Origin of the sequence: Kutzneria sp. NPDC052558, assembly GCF_044547355.1 — a bacterium.
In the GTDB taxonomy this organism is placed as follows: Bacteria; Actinomycetota; Actinomycetes; order Mycobacteriales; family Pseudonocardiaceae; genus Kutzneria.
This window is the reverse complement of the sequence record NZ_JBIUAG010000020.1, coordinates 85,828-106,282: the sequence shown is the minus strand read 5'-3', so window position 1 is coordinate 106,282 and position 20,455 is coordinate 85,828. Positions and strand designations below refer to the sequence as shown.

At 71.3% G+C, this 20,455-nt stretch carries 22 protein-coding genes; 14 read left to right on the top strand and 8 right to left on the bottom strand.

All coding sequences use genetic code 11. The features are described 5' to 3' along the window. Nucleotides 1-418: 418 nt before the first annotated feature. The gene (locus tag ACIG5F_RS31215) at nt 419-604 is read left to right on the top strand and encodes a hypothetical protein (protein ID WP_396523482.1); all 186 of its coding nucleotides are present in this window, start codon (nt 419-421) and stop codon (nt 602-604) included. Between the two features lie 131 nt (nt 605-735). Further along, the gene (locus tag ACIG5F_RS31210) at nt 736-894 is read left to right on the top strand and encodes a hypothetical protein (protein ID WP_396523481.1); all 159 of its coding nucleotides are present in this window, start codon (nt 736-738) and stop codon (nt 892-894) included. 51 nt (nt 895-945) lie between these two features. Here ACIG5F_RS31210 and glgX read toward each other — a convergent pair whose 3' ends face one another. Further along, nucleotides 946-3,072: a glycogen debranching protein GlgX gene (gene glgX, locus ACIG5F_RS31205; RefSeq protein WP_396523480.1), complete on the bottom strand. Its 2,127-nt coding sequence runs from the start codon at nt 3,070-3,072 to the stop codon at nt 946-948. 110 nt (nt 3,073-3,182) lie between these two features. On the opposite strand from glgX, the gene ACIG5F_RS31200 reads away from it, so the two are divergent. The 6 genes from ACIG5F_RS31200 to ACIG5F_RS31175 all read left to right on the top strand — a co-directional run bounded on the left by ACIG5F_RS31200 (nt 3,183) and on the right by ACIG5F_RS31175 (nt 7,919). Continuing rightward, nucleotides 3,183-3,956: an ABC transporter ATP-binding protein gene (locus ACIG5F_RS31200; RefSeq protein ID WP_396523549.1), complete on the top strand. Its 774-nt coding sequence runs from the start codon at nt 3,183-3,185 to the stop codon at nt 3,954-3,956. Nucleotides 3,957-4,027: 71 nt separating this feature from the next. Continuing rightward, nucleotides 4,028-4,807 (top strand): enoyl-CoA hydratase/isomerase family protein, encoded by a 780-nt coding sequence (locus tag ACIG5F_RS31195; RefSeq protein WP_396523479.1) that lies wholly within the window; start codon nt 4,028-4,030, stop codon nt 4,805-4,807. A gap of 1 nt (nt 4,808) precedes the next feature. After that, nucleotides 4,809-5,768 carry a class I SAM-dependent methyltransferase gene (locus ACIG5F_RS31190; protein WP_396523478.1) on the top strand — a complete coding sequence of 320 codons (960 nt, stop codon included), beginning with the start codon at nt 4,809-4,811 and terminating at the stop codon, nt 5,766-5,768. Further along, nucleotides 5,758-6,930, top strand: coding sequence for a class I SAM-dependent methyltransferase (locus tag ACIG5F_RS31185; RefSeq protein WP_396523477.1), 1,173 nt, complete (start codon nt 5,758-5,760; stop codon nt 6,928-6,930). Before ACIG5F_RS31190 ends, ACIG5F_RS31185 begins: the two co-directional genes overlap by 11 nt. 60 nt (nt 6,931-6,990) lie before the next feature. Then, on the top strand, nt 6,991-7,665 hold the full coding sequence (locus ACIG5F_RS31180) for a DUF4232 domain-containing protein (RefSeq protein ID WP_396523476.1): 675 nt from the start codon (nt 6,991-6,993) through the stop codon (nt 7,663-7,665). Between the two features lie 74 nt (nt 7,666-7,739). Beyond that, a complete protein-coding gene (locus tag ACIG5F_RS31175; protein WP_396523475.1) occupies nt 7,740-7,919 on the top strand; it encodes a hypothetical protein in 180 nt (59 codons plus the stop codon). On the opposite strand, the gene ACIG5F_RS31170 is transcribed toward ACIG5F_RS31175, so the two are convergent. Continuing rightward, on the bottom strand, nt 7,900-8,835 hold the full coding sequence (locus tag ACIG5F_RS31170; protein WP_396523474.1) for a nucleoside hydrolase: 936 nt from the start codon (nt 8,833-8,835) through the stop codon (nt 7,900-7,902). The genes ACIG5F_RS31175 and ACIG5F_RS31170 overlap by 20 nt on opposite strands. 12 nt (nt 8,836-8,847) lie before the next feature. On the opposite strand from ACIG5F_RS31170, the gene ACIG5F_RS31165 reads away from it, so the two are divergent. Continuing rightward, nucleotides 8,848-9,591, top strand: coding sequence for an acyltransferase (locus ACIG5F_RS31165; protein ID WP_396523473.1), 744 nt, complete (start codon nt 8,848-8,850; stop codon nt 9,589-9,591). Between the two features lie 292 nt (nt 9,592-9,883). Here ACIG5F_RS31165 and ACIG5F_RS31160 read toward each other — a convergent pair whose 3' ends face one another. From ACIG5F_RS31160 to ACIG5F_RS31140, 5 genes are all read right to left on the bottom strand, one after another. Continuing rightward, a complete protein-coding gene (locus ACIG5F_RS31160; protein WP_396523472.1) occupies nt 9,884-11,134 on the bottom strand; it encodes a glycosyltransferase family 4 protein in 1,251 nt (416 codons plus the stop codon). A gap of 83 nt (nt 11,135-11,217) precedes the next feature. Beyond that, entirely contained in the window at nt 11,218-12,450 is a 1,233-nt protein-coding gene (locus ACIG5F_RS31155; protein ID WP_396523471.1) for a S8 family serine peptidase, read from the bottom strand. A 31-nt stretch (nt 12,451-12,481) separates the two neighbouring features. Beyond that, the gene (locus tag ACIG5F_RS31150) at nt 12,482-13,960 is read right to left on the bottom strand and encodes a 1,4-alpha-glucan branching protein domain-containing protein (RefSeq protein ID WP_396523470.1); all 1,479 of its coding nucleotides are present in this window, start codon (nt 13,958-13,960) and stop codon (nt 12,482-12,484) included. Next, entirely contained in the window at nt 13,957-14,682 is a 726-nt protein-coding gene (locus ACIG5F_RS31145; protein WP_396523469.1) for a class I SAM-dependent methyltransferase, read from the bottom strand. Before ACIG5F_RS31145 ends, ACIG5F_RS31150 begins: the two co-directional genes overlap by 4 nt. Before the next feature lie 10 nt (nt 14,683-14,692). Beyond that, nucleotides 14,693-15,109: a VOC family protein gene (locus ACIG5F_RS31140; protein ID WP_396523468.1), complete on the bottom strand. Its 417-nt coding sequence runs from the start codon at nt 15,107-15,109 to the stop codon at nt 14,693-14,695. 30 nt (nt 15,110-15,139) lie between these two features. Here ACIG5F_RS31140 and ACIG5F_RS31135 point away from each other — a divergent pair, with 30 nt between their 5' ends. Beyond that, the gene (locus ACIG5F_RS31135) at nt 15,140-15,655 is read left to right on the top strand and encodes a GNAT family N-acetyltransferase (protein WP_396523467.1); all 516 of its coding nucleotides are present in this window, start codon (nt 15,140-15,142) and stop codon (nt 15,653-15,655) included. A 116-nt stretch (nt 15,656-15,771) separates the two neighbouring features. Here ACIG5F_RS31135 and ACIG5F_RS31130 read toward each other — a convergent pair whose 3' ends face one another. After that, on the bottom strand, nt 15,772-16,614 hold the full coding sequence (locus ACIG5F_RS31130) for a DegV family protein (RefSeq protein ID WP_396523466.1): 843 nt from the start codon (nt 16,612-16,614) through the stop codon (nt 15,772-15,774). Nucleotides 16,615-16,826: 212 nt separating this feature from the next. Between ACIG5F_RS31130 and ACIG5F_RS31125 the strand changes: the two genes are divergently transcribed. The 4 genes from ACIG5F_RS31125 (at nt 16,827) to ACIG5F_RS31110 (ending at nt 20,445) form a co-directional block, all read left to right on the top strand. Then, nucleotides 16,827-17,609 carry an electron transfer flavoprotein subunit beta/FixA family protein gene (locus ACIG5F_RS31125; protein WP_396523465.1) on the top strand — a complete coding sequence of 261 codons (783 nt, stop codon included), beginning with the start codon at nt 16,827-16,829 and terminating at the stop codon, nt 17,607-17,609. A 24-nt stretch (nt 17,610-17,633) separates the two neighbouring features. Then, nucleotides 17,634-18,587, top strand: a complete 954-nt coding sequence (locus ACIG5F_RS31120) for an electron transfer flavoprotein subunit alpha/FixB family protein (protein WP_396523464.1) — start codon at nt 17,634-17,636, stop codon at nt 18,585-18,587. A 242-nt stretch (nt 18,588-18,829) separates the two neighbouring features. Continuing rightward, nucleotides 18,830-19,594, top strand: a complete 765-nt coding sequence (locus ACIG5F_RS31115; protein ID WP_396523463.1) for a GNAT family N-acetyltransferase — start codon at nt 18,830-18,832, stop codon at nt 19,592-19,594. A gap of 68 nt (nt 19,595-19,662) precedes the next feature. Next, nucleotides 19,663-20,445 (top strand): lysophospholipid acyltransferase family protein, encoded by a 783-nt coding sequence (locus ACIG5F_RS31110; RefSeq protein ID WP_396523462.1) that lies wholly within the window; start codon nt 19,663-19,665, stop codon nt 20,443-20,445. Nucleotides 20,446-20,455: the final 10 nt, after the last annotated feature.

Sequence of the window (20,455 nt, the reverse complement as noted above, 5' to 3'; positions counted from 1 at the left end):
GGGGCGAGCGACAACCGGATCTCCTCGCGGTCCAGGTCTATGGCGACGATTCCGACGGTGACACGGTCGCCGACCGCCACCGCGGGCGACGGGGGCCAGCTCTGCTCCAACGGCCCGACCACCCCGAGGGGGCGGGAAGGGAAGCCGTCGAGGGTCACTGGCCACTGTCGGTGCGGGGCAACCGATGTGACCTTTCCCGAACAGACATCACCGACCTGAAGCGAAGCCAGAAACCTCCGTGCATCCGCGCTGTCCGACACGCCGCCCAGGCTCCCACGACAAGTGTCATGCCGTTCAGGATTTCACCGTGAGCAGCGCCGGATTCTTCCCGTCGCCTCGTCTGTGGTGTGCCGCCTGTCCCGGCCCTGCTGGGGCGGGCGGAATCGTGACGTCGGGTGAGATCCGTGGGGAGTGGCCGGTGAACGGGAACTGGGCAGGGGTGCGGGAGCGGGTCGAGGCCCTGGCCGGCCGGGGCGGCCCGGAGAAGGTGTTCGGGGCGGACGGCCACGGCTTTGTGCTGGCCGCGCCGCTGACCCGGCAGCAGTTGCTCGACTGGGAACGGCGAGTCGGGGCGACGCTGCCGGCCGAGTATCGGGATTCCTGACCGAGGCGGCGTACGAGCAAGCCCGGCAGCGGCACGCCGAACTGTTCAAGGCGGCCGAACAGCGGTACGAGACCGACACGCACGGGACGATCGCGTCGGCGCATCACGGTTGTGGCTACTACGACCTGCTCGTGGTCAACGGCCCGAACGCCGGCCACGTCTGGACGGACGACCGGGCCTCGGACGGGCCGATCTACCCGCTGACGGACGACGGGGGACGGATCACGTCCGATCGCTGGCACCGGAAACGGCTCACCGAGGCCGAGGCGCTGTGCGCCGAACCCACGTGAGTGGCTCGCTTGGTGCCGAAAGCAAGTGAGCCACTCACGTGGCAAGGCGGCCTACCCGCCGGAGCGGGGGACGCGGAGCAGGAGGGTGGTGCGGCCCGGGAGTTGGATCGAGGCGCCGGAGGCCAGCGGCGTCTGGTCGACGGGGGTGCCGTCGGGGGTGCCGCTGTCCAGCATGGGCTCGAACTGGGGGCCGAACTCGGCCGGGGGGAGGGTGAAGGAGCACGGGTCGCCGCCGGCGTGCAGGACGATGAGCCAGGAGTGGTCGGAGACGAGCTCGCCGGATTTGGTGCGGGACAGGCAGTTGGCGCCGTCGATCCAGACGCCGAGGGTGCGGCGGTCGTCGTCGAACCAGTCGGTCTCGGCCATCTCGGCGCCGTCGGGGCGCAGCCAGACGAGGTCGGGCTCGCCGCTGGGGGTGATGCGGCCGTCGAAGAACTGGGGCTGCCGCAGGGCGGGGGAGGCGGCGCGGATGGCGACGAGGCGTTCGGTGAACTCGAGCAGGGAGGACGCGGCGTCGTCGAAGGACCAGTCCACCCAGGACATCTCGTTGTCCTGGTTGTACGCGTTGTTGTTGCCGTCCTGGGTCCGCCACATCTCGTCGCCGGCGGTGATCATGGGCGTGCCCATGGACAGCAGCAGGCTGGACATGAGGTTGCGGGCCTGCCGGGCCCGCAGCTCCAGCACGGCGGGATCGGAGGTCTCGCCCTCGGCCCCGCAGTTCCACGAGCGGTTGTCGTTGGTGCCGTCGCGGTTGTCCTCGCCGTTGGCCTCGTTGTGCTTGTCGTTGTACGACACCATGTCGCGCAGGGTGAAGCCGTCGTGCGCGGTGATGAAGTTGATCGACGCCCACGGCCGGCGGCCGTCGTCGGAGTAGAGGTCGCTGGAGCCGGTCAGGCGGTAGGCCAGGTCCCGCACGCCCACGGCGCCGCGCCAGAAGTCACGGACGGTGTCGCGGTAGCGGCCGTTCCACTCGGCCCACTGCACGCCGAACGCCCCGACCCGGTAGCCGTCGCCGGTGGCGTCCCACGGCTCGGCGATGAGCTTGCAGCTGGCCAGCAGGGGATCGCACGCGATGGCGGTGAGCAGCGCGGCGTTGGGATCGAACGGACCGGCCCCTGGCCGTCCCAGCACGGAGGCGAGGTCGAAGCGGAAGCCGTCCACGCCCAGCTCCCCGGCCCAGTAGCGCAGCGAGTCGGTGACCAGCCGCACGACGGTCGGCGAGCCGGCGTCCAGGGTGTTGCCGCAGCCGGTGATGTCCAGCCCCCGCCCGTTGTCCCCGTGCGCGTAGTACGCCGGGGCGTCCAGCCCGCGGAAGCTCAGCGTCGGCCCCTCGAAACCGGACTCGCAGGTGTGGTTGAACACCACGTCGACGATGACCTCGATGCCGGCGGCGTGCAGCGACGCCACCATGGTGCGGAACTCCTCGACCTCCCGCCCGGGCTCGCTGGCATATCCGGCATAAGGGGCGAAGAACCCGAGCGGCGAGTAGCCCCAGTAGTTGTGGCGGCCGGCGGTCATCAGCGACGGCTCGTCCACAAATGTGTGCACGGGCATCAGCTCGACGGCGGTGACGCCCAGTCGCACCAGATGCTCGACCACGGACGGATGGGCCAGCCCCAGGTAGGTGCCCCGCAGGTGCTCGGGCACGTCGGGATGCCGCTTGGTGTAGCCGCGCACGTGCAGCTCGTAGAACACCGACTCCTCGAACGGCACCTCGGGCTTGACGCCGGTGGCCGGCCCGCCCATCGAGGTGACGACCGACAGCGGCACGCTGCCCAGCGAGTCGACGGTGGAGGCCGGCCCGGTCATGGCGTTGTCGACGTAGCCGAGCGCCGCCTCCAGGTTGGTCAGGGCGCCGGTGATGCGTTTCGCATAGGGGTCGACCAGCAGCTTGGCCGGATTGTGGCGAAGGCCACGTGCCGGGTCGTACGGGCCGTGCACGCGGTAGCCGTACTGCTGCCCGGGCAGCACCCCGTGCACGACGCCGTGCCACACGCCGAAGGTGCGTTCGGTGAGCTCAACGCGCTTTTCCTGGCCGTTGTCGAGTAAGCAGACCTCCACCGCCTCGGCCGTGGAGGAGGCGACGGCGAAGCGCACCCCACCGGCCTCGGGGTGCGACCCGAGGGGGAAGGGGCGTCCGGCCAGCATCATCGGGTCCGGCGCAGGGTTGGCAACCACATCGCGATCTTCCCCGACCGGGTGCCCCGGTGCCAGGCCACGACGGGTGGGTTGTGAACAATGGACCGGTGACCGAGCCGATCAGTGCGGATGTCGATCTCGTCGTGGCGATGGAGAAGGTCAGCGTGCGGCGCGGCAGGACCACCCTGGTGCGCGGCATCGACTGGCGGGTCGAGCTGGACGAGCGGTGGGTGGTGCTCGGCCCGAACGGGGCCGGCAAGACCACCCTGCTGCGGCTGGCCGGCGCCGAGATGCACCCGACCACGGGCACGGTGCACGTGCTCGGCGAGAAGCTGGGGCGCACCGACGTGTTCGAGCTGCGCACCCGCATCGGCGTCTGCTCGGCCGCGCTGGCGGGCCGGGTGCCGCCGGAGGAGAAGGTGGTCGACGTCGTGGTCAGCGCCGGTTACGGCGTGATCGGCCGCTGGCGTGAGCAGTACGACACCATGGACACCGGCCGGGCCGAGGAGCTGCTGGCCGCGCTGGGCATCAAGCACCTGGCCGACCGCATGTTCGGCACGCTGTCCGAGGGCGAGCGTAAGCGCACCCTGATCTCCCGGGCCCTGATGACCGACCCCGAGATGCTGCTGCTGGACGAGCCGGCGGCCGGCCTGGACCTGGGCGGCCGCGAGGACCTGGTGGCCCGGCTGTCCGAGTTCGCGATGGACCCGGACGCGCCGGCGATGGTGCTGGTCACCCACCACGTGGAGGAGATCCCGCCGGGATTCACCCACGCGCTGCTGCTGCGCGAGGGCGGCGTCGTGGCCCAGGGCCTGATCGACGACGTGATCACCGCGCCCAACCTGTCCGCCGCCTTCGGCCAGGACCTGGAGCTGGACCGGGCCGGCTCCCGCTTCTTCGCCCGCCGCCGCACCGGCGGCTGAGCCCCGTTCCCTGCGCCAACTGGGGTGCTACTGGGCGGTAGCCTGCGGGGCAGGATGTCTGAGGAGGACTGATGGCTGAGTTCGTCCGGCTAGAGGTGGACGGCGGGATCGGGGTCATCCGCCTGGAGCGGCCGCCGATGAACGCGCTGAACATGCAGGTCCAGGCCGAGATCCGGGCCGCAGCGGCCGAGGCGTCGCAGCGTGAGGACGTGCGCGCGGTGATCGTCTACGGCGGGCAGAAGGTGTTCGCGGCCGGCGCGGACATCAAGGAGATGGCCACGCTGTCCTACGTCGAGATGGCCGAACGGGCCCAGCAGCTGTCCTCGGCCATCGGCGCGGTGGCCGAGATCCCGAAGCCGACGGTGGCCGCGATCACCGGCTACGCCCTGGGCGGCGGCTTCGAGCTGGCCCTGTGCTGCGACCGCCGGATCGCCGGCGACAACGCCAAGGTGGGCCAGCCGGAGATCCTGCTCGGCATCATCCCGGGCATGGGCGGCACCCAGCGGCTGGCCCGGCTGGTCGGTCCGAGCAAGGCCAAGGACCTGATCTACACCGGCCGGTTCGTGGCCGCCGACGAGGCGCTGGCCATCGGCATGGTGGACGAGGTCGTCGCCCCCGACGACGTGTTCGAGGCGGCCAAGCGCTGGGCCTCGCAGTTCGCCGAGGGCCCGGCCCGGGCGCTGGCGGCGGCCAAGGCGGCCATCGACGGCGGCCTGGACGGCGACCTGGCCAGCGGCCTGAAGCTGGAGAGCCACCTGTTCGCGGCCCTGTTCGCGACCCAGGACCAGGCGGCCGGCATGCAGTCATTCATCGAGAACGGCCCCGGGAAGGCGAAGTTCAGTGGCAAGTGACGTGCAGGACCCTGCCCCCAACCCGCACGCCACGGCCGCGCAGGTGCAGGCCGCCTGGGACGACCCCAAGCTGGCCAACGTGCTCTACCACGACTGGGAGGCCGGCACCTACGACGAGAAGTGGTCGATCTCCTACGACCAGCGCTGCATCGACTACGCCACCGACCGGTTCCGGATGGTGGCCGGCGACCGCGGCTGGCCCTACGGCCGGGCCCTGGAGCTGGGCAGCGGCACCGGGTTCTTCCTGCTGAACCTGATGCAGGGCGGGGTGGCCCAGAAGGGCTCGGTGACCGACCTGTCGCCGGGCATGGTGCAGGTGGCGCTGCGCAACGCCGAGAGCCTGGGCCTGGACGTGGACGGCCGGGTCGCCGACGCCGAGCGCATCCCGTACGAGGACAACACGTTCGACCTGGTGGTGGGGCACGCGGTGCTGCACCACATCCCGGACGTGCAGGCGGCGATGACCGAGGTGCTGCGGGTGCTCAAGCCGGGCGGCCGCTTCGTGTTCGCCGGCGAGCCGACCAAGATCGGCGACTTCTACGCCCGCAAGCTGGGCCAGGCCACCTGGTGGCTGACCACCAACCTGACCAGGCTGGGCCCGCTCAACTCGTGGCGGCGTTCGCAGGAGGAGCTGGACGAGTCCTCGCGCGCGGCCGCGCTGGAGGCCGTGGTCGACATCCACACCTTCGACCCGGCCGAGCTGGAGCGGACCGCCCGCGCGGCCGGCGCCCGCAACGTCAAGGCGGTCACCGAGGAGCTGTCGGCGGCCCTGTTCGGCTGGCCGGTGCGCACCTTCGAGGCGGCGGTGCCGCGCGAGAAGCTGGGCTGGGGCTGGGCGATGTTCGCCTACAAGACCTGGCAGCGGCTGTCCTGGCTGGACGAGAACCTGCTGTCCAAGGTGATGCCGCGGGAGCTGTTCTACAACGTGCTGGTGACCGGGACCAAGCCGGGTGGGGTATGAGTTCTCCGCCGCCGACGTCGCCTTCCTGACGTCGGCGGCGGGTCGGGCCGCGCTGGCCGAGGTCGGCGCGCTGCCGCTGACCGCCGCCTCACGCCTGGCCGACGTGGCCGCGGCCCGCAAGATCGTGCCGGACTTCGCCGCGGCCGTGCTGGAAACGGCCGTGCTGCGCCGAAAGGCCGTGGCCAAACTGTCCAGTTCGGACGAATGGCTGTTCACCGACGCCGCCTTGCAGCAGGCGACGCCGTCGCTGGTGGCCGAGCATCGCGCCCGGCGGCTGCGCGGTCGCGACGTGCACGACGTGACCTGCTCGATCGGCGCCGACCTGACCGTCGTCGCGCGTGCGGCCAACCGCTGCGTCGGGTCCGATGTGGACGTGATCCGGCTGAAGATGGCCCGCCACAACGCATCCGCCGCCGGTGTCGACCCGCTGCTGGTTCGGGCCGACGCCCTGCGACCGTCCACTGCGGACACGGTCGTGGTCGCCGACCCGGCGCGGCGGGACACCTCGGGGCAGCGGAAGTGGCGGGCCGCCGACCTGGTGCCGCCGCTGGACGACCTCGTCGACGCCTACCGCGGCCGGGACCTGGCCGTGAAGTGCTCGCCCGGCATGGACTTCGACGCCGCGCCCTTGGCCGGCGAGATCGAGCTGGTCTCGCTGGACGGCCAGGTGCGCGAGGCCTGCCTGTGGACCGGCTCGCTGGCCGGAGTGGCAAGGCGGGCAACGGTTCTGCGCACGAATGGTCCCGAGTGGACGATCACCTCCGACGAGCACGACGACTGCCCGGTCGCCCCCGTCGGCGCCTGGATCGTCGATCCGGACGGAGCCGTGGTGCGAGCCGGTCTCGTCCGCCACTACGCGGCCCGACACGGTTTGGCTCAACTGGACCCGCACATCGCCTACTTGACGGGCGACACACCGCCGCCGGGCATTCGGGCCTTCCAGGTGCTGGAACACGGCCACTACAGTGAGAAGGCGCTGCGCGCGGTGTTGCGACGCCACCGGATCGGGCGACTGGAGATCCTCGTCCGGGGGCTTAGCGTCGACCCCAACACGCTGCGTCCCCGATTGAAGCTGGCCGGCGACGCCGAGGCGACCGTCGTGCTCACGAGGATCGGTCACACCCCGACGGCCGTGCTCTGCCGGGCGCAGGCAACCAGCTGAGGTGTCACACGTCCTCTGATCGGGTACTCGAAACGCTGAGTACGACTGGAGGCGAAGTCCATGACCAGGTCTTTCGGCATCGGGGCGGTCGCGGGCGTGATGGCGGTGGGCCTGCTCACCGCGGCCTGCGGCAGCCCGAGCTCCACCAATGCCTCGTCCGACACCTCGACCACATCCTCGGCCCCGGCCACCAGCACCGCGAGCTCGGCGCCGGCTACGAGCAGCCAGGACACGGGCACCAACACCGCGTCCGGCGCCGGCGGGGACGGCTCGGGCGGCGCTAGCGCGGCCAACGGCCAGTGCATCAGCAACAACCTGAAGGTCACCGTCGGCGACGGCAACGCGGGCGCCGGGCACGAGTTCCTGCCCATCGTGTTCACCAACGCCGGCGCCAAGCCGTGCACCATCGCCGCCTACCCCGGTGTGTCCTTTGTGGCCGGTGACGACGGGCACCAGGTCGGCGACCCGGCCACCCGCGAGCCGGCCAGCGCGCCCACCATCACGCTCCAGCCCGGCCAGGCCGCCTCGGCCGCGCTGAGCATCGCCAACGTCGGCGTGTACGACCCCGCGCAGTGCAAGCCGGTGAGCGTGCGGGGCCTGCGGGTCTACCCGCCGAACAACACCGCCGCCCTCTTCGTGCCGCTGAGCGGCGACGTGCAGGGCTGCTCGGGCCACGTGCCCAACCAGACGCCGCTCCAGATCAAGCCCATGGTCGCCGGCGCCAACGCCCAGTAGCACCCCCCGGCTCTTGAGCCTCATGTGGCCCACATTCGACTTCAGAAGTCGAATGTGGGCCACATGAGGCGAAAATGGGGGGCGAGGAGCTGCTCGGCATCGCCCGGGGCCTCGACGCCGAGGGCATCGTGCTCGGCTGCACGGAGCTGGAGCTCAGCGTCGGCCAGGAACGCCTGGACGTGCCGGTGTTCCCGACCACCACGCTGCACTGCGAGGCCGCGCTGGACCTGGCCCTCAGCCCAACACGCGGCTGAGCACGAACTCCCCGAGCTCGTCGACGTCGGCGTCGAGGGCCACGTCCACCAGCCGACGCTGCGACGGCAGGCCCAGGCGCTGGTCGACGATCGTCGCCCCGCGGCCGGGGCCGTGCGAGGTGTCGACCTCGACCGGGCAGGCGGTCGTGCGGAGGATGCCGGGGCGGATGACCTCGGCCAGGGCGATGGCGTCGTGCAGCACCATGCCGTCGGTGCCCAGAACGCGCCGGTAGGTGGCCCGGTAGGACGGCGTGAGGGCGTTCAGCGCGCGGGCCACCGGGCCGCCGGTGGCCAGGCGGTCCATCCCCTTGGCGTCGACGAAGCAGCGGTGCGTCAGGTCGAGCGGCACCAGCACGGTCGGCACGTCCTCCTCGGCCAGCACGCGATGCGCCGCCTCGGGGTCGCTCCAGATGTTGAACTCGGCCGCCGCCGTGATGTTGCCGCCCTTGGCGCCGCCGCCCATCGCCACGATGCGGCCGATCTTCGGCTTCAGTTCCGGGTGCAGCGCCAGCAGCAGCGCCACGTTGGTCATCGGGCCGATCGGCGCGATCGTCACCGGCTCCGAAGCCTCGCGCAGCAGATCCGCCATCAGGGTCACCGCGTGCCGGCCGTCGACCTCTTTGGACGCCTTCGGGAGCGTGTCCGCCGCCCCCGACAGGCCGTCTCCGCCGTGCACCTCGACGGCCCGGTGCGGCGTCGCGTGCACCAGCGGGCGGTCCGCCCCGGCCGCCACCGGCACATCCGGGCGTCCGCACAGCTCCAGCAGCCGCAGGGCGTTCCGGGTCGTGTGCTCCAGGCCCACGTTGCCGAACGTGGTCGTCACCGCGAGCAGCTCCACCTCGGGGCTCGCGGCCGTCAGCGCGATCGCGAAGGCGTCGTCGATGCCTGGGTCGGTGTCGATGATCAGCGGCGTCATAGGGTGCAGCCTATGACGAGCATGTGGGGAGCTTCCCTAGCGTCACGGCGTCGCGCCCGTCGCCGTGACCCCGAGCAGGCGCGCTTCCTCACCATGGCCTCGTTGCGCTGGATGCTGCGTCACCGTGCGTACACGCCTTGGTACCTGGTTCGGTACTGGCGGCTCTTCAAGTTCCGGCTGGCCAATCCGCATGTCGTGCTGCGGGGCATGGTGTTCCTGGGCCGCAACGTCGAGCTGCACTGCCGGCCCGGCTACGGCCGGCTCGAGGTCGGCCGCTGGGTCCACATCGGCGACGGCAACTCCATTCGCTGCCACGAGGGTTCGCTGCGCATCGGCGACAAGGTCGTGTTCGGCAAGGACAACACCGTCAACTGCTACCTCGACGTCGAGATCGGCGCCGCCACCCTCGTCGCCGACTGGGTCTACGTGTGCGACTTCGATCACGTCGTGGCCGACATCACCATGCCGATCAAGGACCAGGGCATCGTCAAGACGCCCGTGCGCATCGGCCCCGACTGCTGGCTCGGCGTCAAGACCACCGTCCTGCGCGGCACCCGCATCGGCCGCGGCTGCGTGCTCGGCGCTCATGCCGTCGCCCGCGGCGACATCCCCGACTACGCCATCGCCGTCGGCACCCCCGCCCGCGTCGTCCGCGACCGCCGCGCCGACTACGCCGCCGACGCCGACCGCCGCGCCGCCGTCGCCGACATGGCCCGCAAAGCCGACGAGGCCCTCAAACAGGCCCTCGGCGAGTAGCTCCCCCGGTGCTGCGCAGGCCCCGAACCCAGGCAAGCAGATCAACCTGGCAGTCGGGGTTGTGGGTGGCTCCGAGTGCTGAGCAGCCCCCGAGTCAATCCAACCACGCGAAGCTGGCAGTCCGCGGTTTCCCAAGTAGGGCTTGGGTTTTCCGGCATTGCCAGTGTCGCCGACCAGGCTTGATTCGGGGGCTGCTCATGTCGCCCGCCCATGATCGCCGGGCTTGATTCCCGCTCTTGGCCGCTCTCCACCTCGCTCGATCCCCCCCGCACGGGCCGGATCGGCACGGGGGCTACTGGAAGGCGTTGCCGGTGGCGATCTTGGGGCGGCCGAGGACGCCGTGGTCGCGGATGCGGGCGGCGGTGTAGACGGCGGCGGTGCCCGCGGCGATGCGGCCCCAGTCGAAGTCGGTGCCGAGGCGGGCCTTGGCGGCGCGGGCGCGGCGCTGGGCGGCGTCGGGGTCGTTGAGCACGCCCCGGACGGCGGCGGTGAGGCCGTCGACGTCGGCGGGGGCGAAGGAAGAACCCGTCTTGCCGTCGATGACGACCTCGCCGAGGCCGCCGGCGGTGGAGGCGACGAGGGGAGTGCCGGCGGCGGCGGCTTCGAGGGCGACGATGCCGAAGGGCTCGTAGCGGCTGGGCAGCACGACAGCGTCGGCGGCGGCGAGCACGGCGGCCAGCTCGCGGTCGGAGAGGTGCCCGGCGAACTCAACGGCCCGCAGCACCCGGTGCTTGCGGGCCTGGTCGGCGAGCCACTGGGCATGGCTGCCGGTGCCGGCGACGACGAGCCGGGCGCCGGGGTGGCTGCGGCGGATGCGGGCGAGGCCGGCGATGAGGTCCTGGACGCCCTTCTCCCACTCCAGCCGGCCGAAGAACAGCAGCAGCGGCGCGTTCGGCGACCCGTGCCGCTCCCGGGCGGCGACGACGTCGGCGGGCCGCACGCGCCAGCGACGAGGCTCGATCCCGTTGTGCAGCACGGTGATCGTGTCCGGGTCGACGTCGAACAGGTGCGTGACCTCGGCCCGCATGGCGGCCGAGCAGGTGATCAGGCTGTCGGCCCGGTTGGCCAGCCACCACTCCACGGAATGCACCTGCTGGTTGAGCGGCTGCGACAGCCAGCCGCTGTGCCGACCGGCCTCGGTGGCGTGAATGGTGGCCACCAGGGGCGCCCCGGCGGCCTCGCTCAGCGCCACGGCGGGATGGGTGACGAGCCAGTCGTGGGCGTGCACGACCTCGGGCTGCCACGTGCGCAGCAGCCGCAGCCCCTCGCGGATCATGCCGTGGCCCATGGCCAGGGTCCACGCCACCAGGTCACGCTCGAACACCAGGTGCGGCGGGTCCTCGGCGATCCTGATCACCCGCACCCCGTCGGAGGCGAAGTCCGAGGTCGGGTTGGTGGCGGCGTCGCTGCCTGTGGGCTGCCGGCACAGCACCACCACGTCGTGGCCCTGCTCGCCGAGCTTGCGGGCCAGCGCGTGGACATGCCGGCCCAGCCCGCCGACCACGACCGGCGGGTACTCCCAGGACAGCATCAGGATCCGCATGACCAGGGGATCCTGCCATGTCCGGCCCCGGGGCTACTCGGCGGTAGCCCCGGAGGTCCCGAAACTCCTCGTTAGAACGGGTTCTAGCGCAGGCCGGCGACGAAGCGGGCCGCGTCGAGGGTGCCGACGCCGGTCGCGTGGTCGTAGCCGGGAACGGCGGGATAGCCGTTGGCCCCGGTCTGACCGGCGGTCACGTCCACGATGCCCTGGGCGTGCGGCCGGTAGATCTGGTTGTCGATCTGCCCGAGCCGGTGCCCGACGGCCTGGTCGGCCAGGGCTACCACGCCGGCGAACAGCGGCGAGGACTGGCTGGTGCCGCCGCCGAGCCACCAGCCGGGCGCCTTCGGGTCGTAGCTGGAGTAGATCCACAGGCCGCCGTCGGGGTCGGCGTCCAGGCTGATGTCAGGGGTGCCGCGCTTGGCGCCGACCACCGACTTCACGCCGTTCTGGTACGCGGGACGGTCGAACACCTGCGAGACGTAGCCGCCGCTGCCGGTCCACGCGCTGTCCGGGTTGACGCGCTTGCCGGTGTTGTCCAGGTCGAGGTGGGTGCCGCCGATCGCCGTGACCAGCGGATCGGACGAGGGCCAGAAGCCGCCGATGCCGGCCGGTGCGCCGCCGCCGTCACCGGAGCTGGCGGCCAGCGTGACGCCGTGCTTGGCGGCGTTCTGGAAGGCGTAGCGCTGCGAGGTCAAGGAGGTGTAGTCGCCGACCTCGTAGCCGGGGAAGTGCCGCTCGCCGGTGCCCCAGCTCATCGAGACGACGTCGCCCTCGCCCGCGTTGACCAGGTGGTTGATGGCGCTCATCATCTCCGGCACGCCGACCGGGCCCTCGGTCTCGGCCACGGCCGTCTCGACCAGGACGATCTTCGCGCCGGGGGCGACGGCGTGCGCGGCCTCGACGTCGAGCGTGCTCTCGCCGGCCCAGCCGGACTGGTCGGGGTCGGTCGGGTCGAAAGGCGGCACCTCGCCCCACTTGAGCACCTCGACCTGGGTGTCGGGCAGGCCGAACTGCTTGTCGAACACCTCCAGGTCGTGCTGGATGGTCGGCGAGCCGAACGAGTCGACGATCACGATCGTGCGGCCCTTGCCGGTGATTCCCCTGGCGTACAAGGGGTTCACGTCGTAGGCGGCCTGGATCTGCTGCGGCGAGTAGCAGTGCCTCTTCAGCTGGGCCAGGCACTGGTCGGTCGGCAGCGGCGCGGGCTGGACCGCGGTGTGCTGCAACGGGATCATCGGCGTGACGGCGGCCGCGGTCGCCGTCGTGGGCACGGTGGCCGCCACGAGGGCGGCGATCAGCAGAGCTCTGGTGGACACGCGGCGTCAAACTAGTGTCGACGCTGGGTCGTCAACACCCCCGTGCGTCTAGACTTCCGAACAGCCCGTCGACACCGGCCAGCTCAGCGGCCACATCGCGCGCTTTTTCCCGCGCGTCGAGGCGGATCAGTTCCGCCAGATGGGAAAACCGGTCGGCATGGGTTGACGCGCGGCGCCGGGCGTAGTCGGCGGCCGAATCCTTGGTCACCATGAACGCCCAGTCGCTGGACAGCGCCAGCAGCGCCTCGCGCAGCATCTGGTCGGCGGCCGGGTCGCGGACGTCGCTGGGCCGCAGCGTCTCCAGCAGCGTCCGCTGGAGTCGGGCGTTGTCGGCGACCATGTCCTGCACCTGCTCGCCGTCCCAGACCCGCCAGTCCTTGCCCGAACCCCAGGACGACGCCGGCAGCTGCACCGGCGCGCCCAGATGCCCGGCCTCCAACGCGCCGCGCAGCGTGGTCACCCGCACCCCGGCCTCCGGTAAGGCCGTCAGCACGGCGTCCAGCCACGCCGGCCCCTCGTGCCACCAATGTCCGAAAAGTTCCGTGTCGTAGGCCGCGACCACAAGCCCCGGCTTCGGCAGCGAACGCAGCCGGCGCACCACCGTGTCCACGAAGTCGGCGGCGTGCTTGCGCACGGCGACGGCCGCCAGTTCCGGGTCGTACGGCCGTTTCTGCTCCGGCGGCACGTTCTTTCCGGTCACCCGGGACGGTTTCAGGCCGGACGGGTGGTCGTAGGTGTGGAAATCGCGGTAGACGGGGTCGCCGGGGTAGCCGGCCTTCGGCGACCAGACCCGGTAGGTCACCTCGAGATCCCGTCCGAAGCAGACCACGTCGCTGTCGCCGACCGGGTGCGCCGCGCCCGTGTCGCCGTGCAGGGCCGGACCGTCCACAAGGAACCGTTGCACGCCCGCGGCGGCGTAACCCTGTTCCATGCCAGGGGAATAGCCGCATTCGGGGGCCCAGATGCCCTGCGGGCGCGTGCCGATGCGGAGCTCGGTGTCGGCCAGCCCGGTGGTCAGCGCGAACCGGCGGATCCGCTCGTCCAGCAGCGGCTGGAAGGGATGCGTGGCCGGGCCGCCGAGCAGTTCGATCACGCCGGAGTCGACCAGCCGGCGCAGCACCGGCGAGAACCCGTGCCGCCACTTGGTCTCGAAGTCCCCCAACGCCTTGGCCGAGGCCCGGTGCTCGGCCGCCGCGAGGTCCTTGAGCAGTGGGTCGGTCCACCGGGTCGCCGCGAAATTCGCGCGCAGCTGCCAGTTGCCCAGCCAGTCGTGGAAGGCCCGCAGGCAGTAGGGATCGTCCAGCTGCGCCGCCAGCACCGGCGTGACGCCGAGCGTCAGCACATCGTGCTTTCCTTGCGCCGCATAGCGTTCCAGCAGGTCGACCACCGGCAGGTAGGAGTGCGCCCAGGCCTGGTGGAGCCATTCCTCGCCCACCGGCCAGGATCCGTGGTGGGCCAGCCAGGGCAGGTGGCTGTGCACGACCAGGCAGAAGGTCCCCTCGTCGGTCACCGCTTCACCGCCACCGCGACCAGGTCCAGGCTGCCGTCCACGTCGTCCGCGGTGATCACGAAGTCCTCCGCCGTCACCGCTTTCACCTCGTCCAGCAGGTCATCCGGCCAGCCCCCGTCGCCCAGCACCACCTCGACCTGCCGCTCGATGATCGTCGCGTCGATGCCCGGCCCGTGCCGCAGTCCGTGCAGGGCCTCCACCTCGAACCCGGCCCCGCGCAGCAGTTCGTCCAATTCGGACGGTGACAGTTCCCTGGTGTGGAACGGATTGAGCGGCGTGTCCCGTCCCGGCGAGAACGTGATCCGGTTCGGCGTCGTCACCAGCAGCCGCCCGCCCGGCCGCAGCACCCGCCGGCACTCGACCAGAAAGCCGTGCTGGTCCCACAGGTGCTCGATCACCTGGAGGTTCGCCACCACGTCCACCGTCGCGTCGGCCAGCGGCAGCGTCGCCAGGTTGCCCCGCACCGTGTGCACCCTGGGGTAGGCCCGGCGCACGTGCTCGGCTGTCAACCGGTCGTAGTCCAGCGCGATCACCTCTCGCGCCACCCCCGCCAGCAGGTCCGCGCCGTATCCCTCGCCGCACCCCGCCTCCAGCACCGTCGCCCCCGCGCAGTGCCGGGCCAGCGCCAGATACGCCGCCTCGTGCCGGCGGAACCAATAATTTTCCTCCGGTACTCCCGGGACGGTTCGTTCCCCGGTCAGGGGCAGCGGCTCGGCTGTCACCCCGCGAACCCTACCTGCCGGTAGCCGGGGCGCTGACCCGGAGCGTGTTGCCGTCGGGGTCGTGCAGGCGCATCTCGTAGTTGCCCCACGGCCGCACCACGGGCGGCTCGGCCACGCGGACGCCACGGTCGGTCCACTCCTGGAACAGCTCGTCGACCTGGTCGGCGGTGTGCACGTCGAGGTGCAGCCAGGTGGTGTGCTCCCCGGGCTTCTGGGTCAGGATGATCTGCACGGCGTCCTGGCCCACGATCGCGGTGCCGGGCTGGTCGGGCTCGTCCTCGGCCAGGAAGCGGCCCTCGGCGTCGGACCAGCGCCAGCCGACGTGGAAGCCCAGGGCCTGGACGTAGAACCGCAGGCTGGCGGCGATGCTGTCGACCAGCAGGTTGGGCCGACAGCCGACGATCGCCTCGGCGTTATTCGGATGCATGGGGGTCATCGTCCTGCTGCACTGGGGCGCATGCCACGTCTGACGCTGCCGGGAGTCGAGCTGCGGGCCTCGTTCGTCGAGGCGATGCGGGAGTTCCAGGGCGAGGGACGTGGGCAGGAGCATGACCGGTCGATGGTGGGGGACGAGATCCGCGACGGTCGGTGGGAGACGGCGGAGGGGTTCGCGGAGTTCGTCACCGGCCTGCGGACGGTGTCGGCGACGGCGCTGCGCGTGCCCTGTACGACCTGGTGGTGGTGCGAGGGCACGACTTACCTGGGCCGGATCGCCCTGCGGCACGAGCTGACCGAGCGGCTGCGGGTGAAGGGCGGGCACATCGGTTACGACGTGCGGCCGACGGCCCGGCGGCGGGGGCACGCCACGGCGATGCTGGCGGCGGTGCTGCCCAAGGCCCAGGAGCTGGGCCTGGCGCAGGTGTTGATCACGTGCGACGAGGACAACGAGCCCTCGCGGCGGGTGATCGAGGCCAACGGGGGCGTGCTGGAGTTCCGGGGTGACGGCATCCGGCGGTACTGGGTGGCCACCTGACCCCGCCATCTGTCACATGCGCTTCCTAGTGGCGCCCATGAGGAAGCGCATGTGGCAGATCGGGGTGTCGGAACTCGACATTCGGCATGTCCGTGGGCGCGACTCGCGGGGGTGGGTCAGACCGGGGAGACGGTGACGCCGAGGGCGCCGGGGCCGAGGTGGGCGAAGACGGCGGAGCTGGCCTGGGTGAGCACGAAGGTGCGGGCGCGGGGGATGCGCTTCTTGAGGGTGTCGAGCAGGGCGCCGGCGCGGTCGTCGGGACCGTAGTGCTGCACGGCCACGTCGACCTGGTCGTTGCCGGCCCGCTTGACGGCGGCGTCGACGAGCTTCTTGATCGCGCGGTCGGTGCCCATCGCGCGGCCGGAGGGCGCCACCTGGCCGTTTTTTATGGTCAGCAGGGGTTTCATCGACAGGAAGGTGCCCAGCAGCGCCTGCGCGGCCCCGATCCGCCCGCCCTTGCGCAGGTACTCCAGGGTGTCGACGTAGATCAGCTCGGTGCCGGTCGTGTAGCGCCGTTGTGCCGCGGCGATCACCTGCCGCACGTCCCAGCCGGCGCCGGCGGCCTGGGCGGCGGCCAGGGCGGCGTAGCCGAGGCTCATGCTGATGCACGAGCTGTCGACGACGTGCACGGGCACGCTGGCCTGGGCGGCAGCCTGTCTGGCCACCTCGCAGGTCTGCGACATCTTCTCGGAGATGTGCAGCGACACCACGGCGTCCACGCCCTGGGCGGCGGCGTCCTGGTAGGTCCAGAAGAACGCGCCCGGATCCGGAGGCGAGGTGGACACCGCGCTCCCGGCCTGCATGGCCTTGATCAGATCCTCTGGCGCGACCCACGCCTCCTCGTCGAACCGATCTCCCACCTGGAGCTGTAACTGAACAACGGCCACTCCCGATGTAGCAGCCAGTTGCGGCGGCAGACAGGCGCTGGAGTCGGTCACGACGGCTACTCGACGCCTCATGGGCCAGCAGGCTACTTGGGCTGCCGCATGCCTGCATACGGGTGACGACCGTTCGGTCGTAACGCCGGTGCCCACTCACGCGCGCGTAGTGCGAGGATGCGCGTGAGAACTCTCACGCCACCGGAGTGCTTGCCCGCGTTTGCACCTGTGCTACCCGTCGGTAACATTCTGGTGGTTGAACACCCCAGCGCTCAGGAGGTCGAAGGAGACCGATGAACATCGTCGTCCTGGTCAAGCAGGTGCCTGACACCTACTCCGAGCGCAAGCTCGCCGACTCCGACCACACCCTGGACCGCGAGTCGGCCGACGCGGTGCTCGACGAGATCAACGAGCGCGCCGTCGAGGAAGCGCTGCAACTCCAGTCCGCGCACGGCGGCGAGGTCACGGTGGTCAGCGTGGGTCCCGACCGCGCCACCGACGCCATCCGCAAGGCGCTGTCCATGGGCGCCGACAAGGCCGTCCACGTCAGCGACGAGGCCCTGCACGGCACCGACGCGATCGGCACGGCCAAGGTGCTGGCCAAGGCGGTCGGCACGATCGAGGGCGTCGACCTGGTGCTGGCCGGCAACGAGGCCACCGACGGCCGCGTCGGCGCGGTGCCGGCGATGGTCGCCGAGCTGCTGGGCCTGCCCGCCCTCACCCACGCCCGCAAGGTCGAGGTCGACGGCACGACCGTCAAGGTCGAGCGCGAGACCGACGAGGGCGTGCAGCACCTCCAGGCGAGCCTGCCCGCGGTGATCAGCGTCAACGAGAAGATCAACGAGCCGCGCTACCCCTCGTTCAAGGGCATCATGGCGGCCAAGAAGAAGCCGGTCAGCACGCTGACCGTGGCCGACCTGGGCGTGGACGCGGCCGAGCTGGGCATCGCCGGCTCCTGGACCTCCGTGCTGGAGTCGGCGCCGAAGCCGCCGCGCTCGGCCGGCCAGCGCGTCGAGGACGAGGGCGACGGCGGCACGAAGGTCGCCGAGTACCTCGTCGGCCAGAAGCTGATCTGACGAACTGACGAGGAGGAAACAGACATGGCAGAGGTCCTGGTCCTCGTCGATCACGTCGACGGCGAGGTCAAGAAGGTCACCCACGAGCTGCTCACCGCCGCCCGCCGCATCGGCGAGGCCAGCGCGGTCGTCGTCGGCGCCCCGGGCACCGCGGCGAAGCTGAAGGACGCCCTGGCCGCGCACGGCGCCGCCAAGGTCTACGTGGCCGAGTCCGAGGACGCGGCCACCCAGCTGGTCACCCCCGAGGTGGACGTGCTGGCCGCGCTGGTCGGCTCGGCCTCCCCGGCGGCCGTGCTGGTCGCCGCCTCGGCCACCGGCAAGGAGATCGCCGGCCGGCTGGCCATCCGCATCGGCTCCGGCGTGCTCGTGGACGTCACCGAGGTCAACGCCGACGCCAGCGTCGGCCAGTCGATCTTCGGTGGCGCGTACAACGTCAAGGCCAAGGCGGCCAAGGGCGTGCCGGTGATCTCGGTGCGTCCGGGCGCGGTGGAGGCCGAGAACGCCGAGGGCGCGGCGGTCGAGGAGACCGTGGCGGTGCCGGCCGGCAACGCCGTGGTCACCATCACCAGCCGTGAGCCCCTGGCCGGCGGCGACCGCCCCGAGCTGACCGAGGCCTCGGTCGTCGTCTCCGGCGGCCGCGGTGTGGCCAGCGCGGAGAACTTCGCCGTGGTCGAGGCCCTGGCCGACGCCCTGGGCGGCGCGGTCGGCGCGTCCCGCGCGGCCGTCGACTCCGGCTACTACCCGCACCAGTTCCAGGTCGGCCAGACCGGCAAGACGGTGTCCCCGCAGCTCTACATCGCGCTGGGCATCTCCGGCGCCATCCAGCACCGGGCCGGCATGCAGACCTCGAAGACGATCATCGCGGTCAACAAGGACGCGGAGGCGCCGATCTTCGAGATCGCCGACTTCGGTGTCGTGGGCGACCTGTTCAAGGTGGCGCCGCAGCTCACCGAGGAAGTCCAGAAGCGCAAGGGCTGAGGGTTTAATCGGCCGGGGGCGGTTCCCATTGACACGGGAACCGACAGGCTCGGGCGACGTGTGTCCGCGGAAAGCGCGGACCACGTCGCCCGTTTTAATATCTGGGGGACAACCCTCAGACCCCCGGGATTCATATCAGCGTCACGCTGAATTCACATCGACTCGCAATTAGCTGAAGCGTCATTTTCGCGTAAACGGACAGACCCTTCGGAGTACGGGTCACGCCCGGTAGACCAGATGCCATGACGCGGTCGCAACTGCTGGTCAGCAGCCCGGAGACGGCTCCGGGCACGCCTCGTTACTCGCTGCTCGTGGCGCGCGACAACGAGGAGGTGCGGGCCGCCCAGCGGCTGCGGCACCTGGTGTTCGCCGAGGAAATGGGCGCCACCCTGCATTCCATCGCCGAGGGCGTGGACGCCGACGAGTTCGACGAGCGCTGCGATCACCTGGTCGTCCGCGAGGACGAGACCGGCGAGATCGTCGGCACCTATCGGATGCTGCCGCCGGAGTGCGCCGACGGCGGCCTGTACGCCGAGACCGAGTTCGATCTCCGCGCTCTTTCCGCCCTGCGGCCGGCGCTGGTCGAGACCGGCCGTTCCTGCGTGCACCCGGACCACCGCAACGGCTCGGTGGTCGGCCTGGTGTGGGCCGGCATCGCCCGCTACATGCTGCTGTCCGGCCACAAGTGGCTGGCCGGCTGCGCTTCGGTGCCGCTGGCCGACGGCGGCTCGTACGCCGCCGGCGTGTGGAACGCGGTCGCGGCCAAGCACCTCTCGCCCGAGGAGTTCCGGGTCACGCCGCTCAACCCGTGGCGCCCGGAGTCGGTCGAAGCCCCGCAGCGCACCGTCATGCCGCCGCTGCTCAAGGGCTACCTGCGGCTGGGCGCCTGGGTCTGCGGCCGCCCCGCCCACGACCCGGACTTCGGCGTCGCCGACCTGTTCGTGCTGCTGTCCATGGACCGCGTGGACCAGCGCTACCTCAAGTTCTTCCTGGGGCAGACCGCATGACCGCCCACGCTTGGATGCCGTCGTCGCCTTGCGGCCCGAGCTGTGTCACCGGCGGCACGTTCCGCCGGGTGTCGCTCGTTCGTGTGATGTCGCGGGTGCTGGCGGCGCTGGTGGTGTTGCTGTGCGGGCTGCTCGTGGTCGCGGCCAAGCCGGTGCTGCGGTCCAACACCCGACGCGCGGTGCGCCGCTGGTTCGCCGCCCTGGTCCGTGCTTTCGGCGTACGGATCGAGGTGCACGGCGAGCCGCGGTTCCAGGCCACCCCCGGCCGTGGCGTGCTCGTGGTCAGCAACCACGTGTCCTGGCTGGATTCGCTGGTGCTCGACGCCGTGCAGCCGATGGCCATGGTGGCCAAGCTCGACATTCGGGGCTGGCCGCTGCTGGGCAAGCTGATCTCGGCCGCCGGCTCGGTGTTCATCGATCGCGAGCGGCTGTCCAGGCTGCCCGAGACCGTGTCGGAGCTGAGCGACGCGCTGCGGGCCGGCCTGGCCATCGGCACCAATCCCGAGGGCACCACCTGGTGCGGCATCTCCTCCGGCCGGTTCCGCCCGGCCCTGTTCCAGGCCGCTCTCGACGCCGGCGTGCCGGTCCGGCCGGTGGCGCTGCGCTACCGCGTCGCCGACGGCGCCACCGCCCGGCCGGCGGCCTTCGTCGGCGCCGAGGACCTCGTCACCGCGATGCGCCGGGTGCTGCGGCTGCGGGGCCTGGTCGTCGAGGTGCACGTGCTGCCGGAGATCGCCCCCGGGCGGGCCGACAACCGCCGTGACTTGGCTCTCATCGCCGAGGCCGGCGTGGCCGAAGCGCTCGGCACCACAGTTGCTTTGCACAAGGAACTAGACCTGGAGCGGGCTTGAGGTAGCAAAG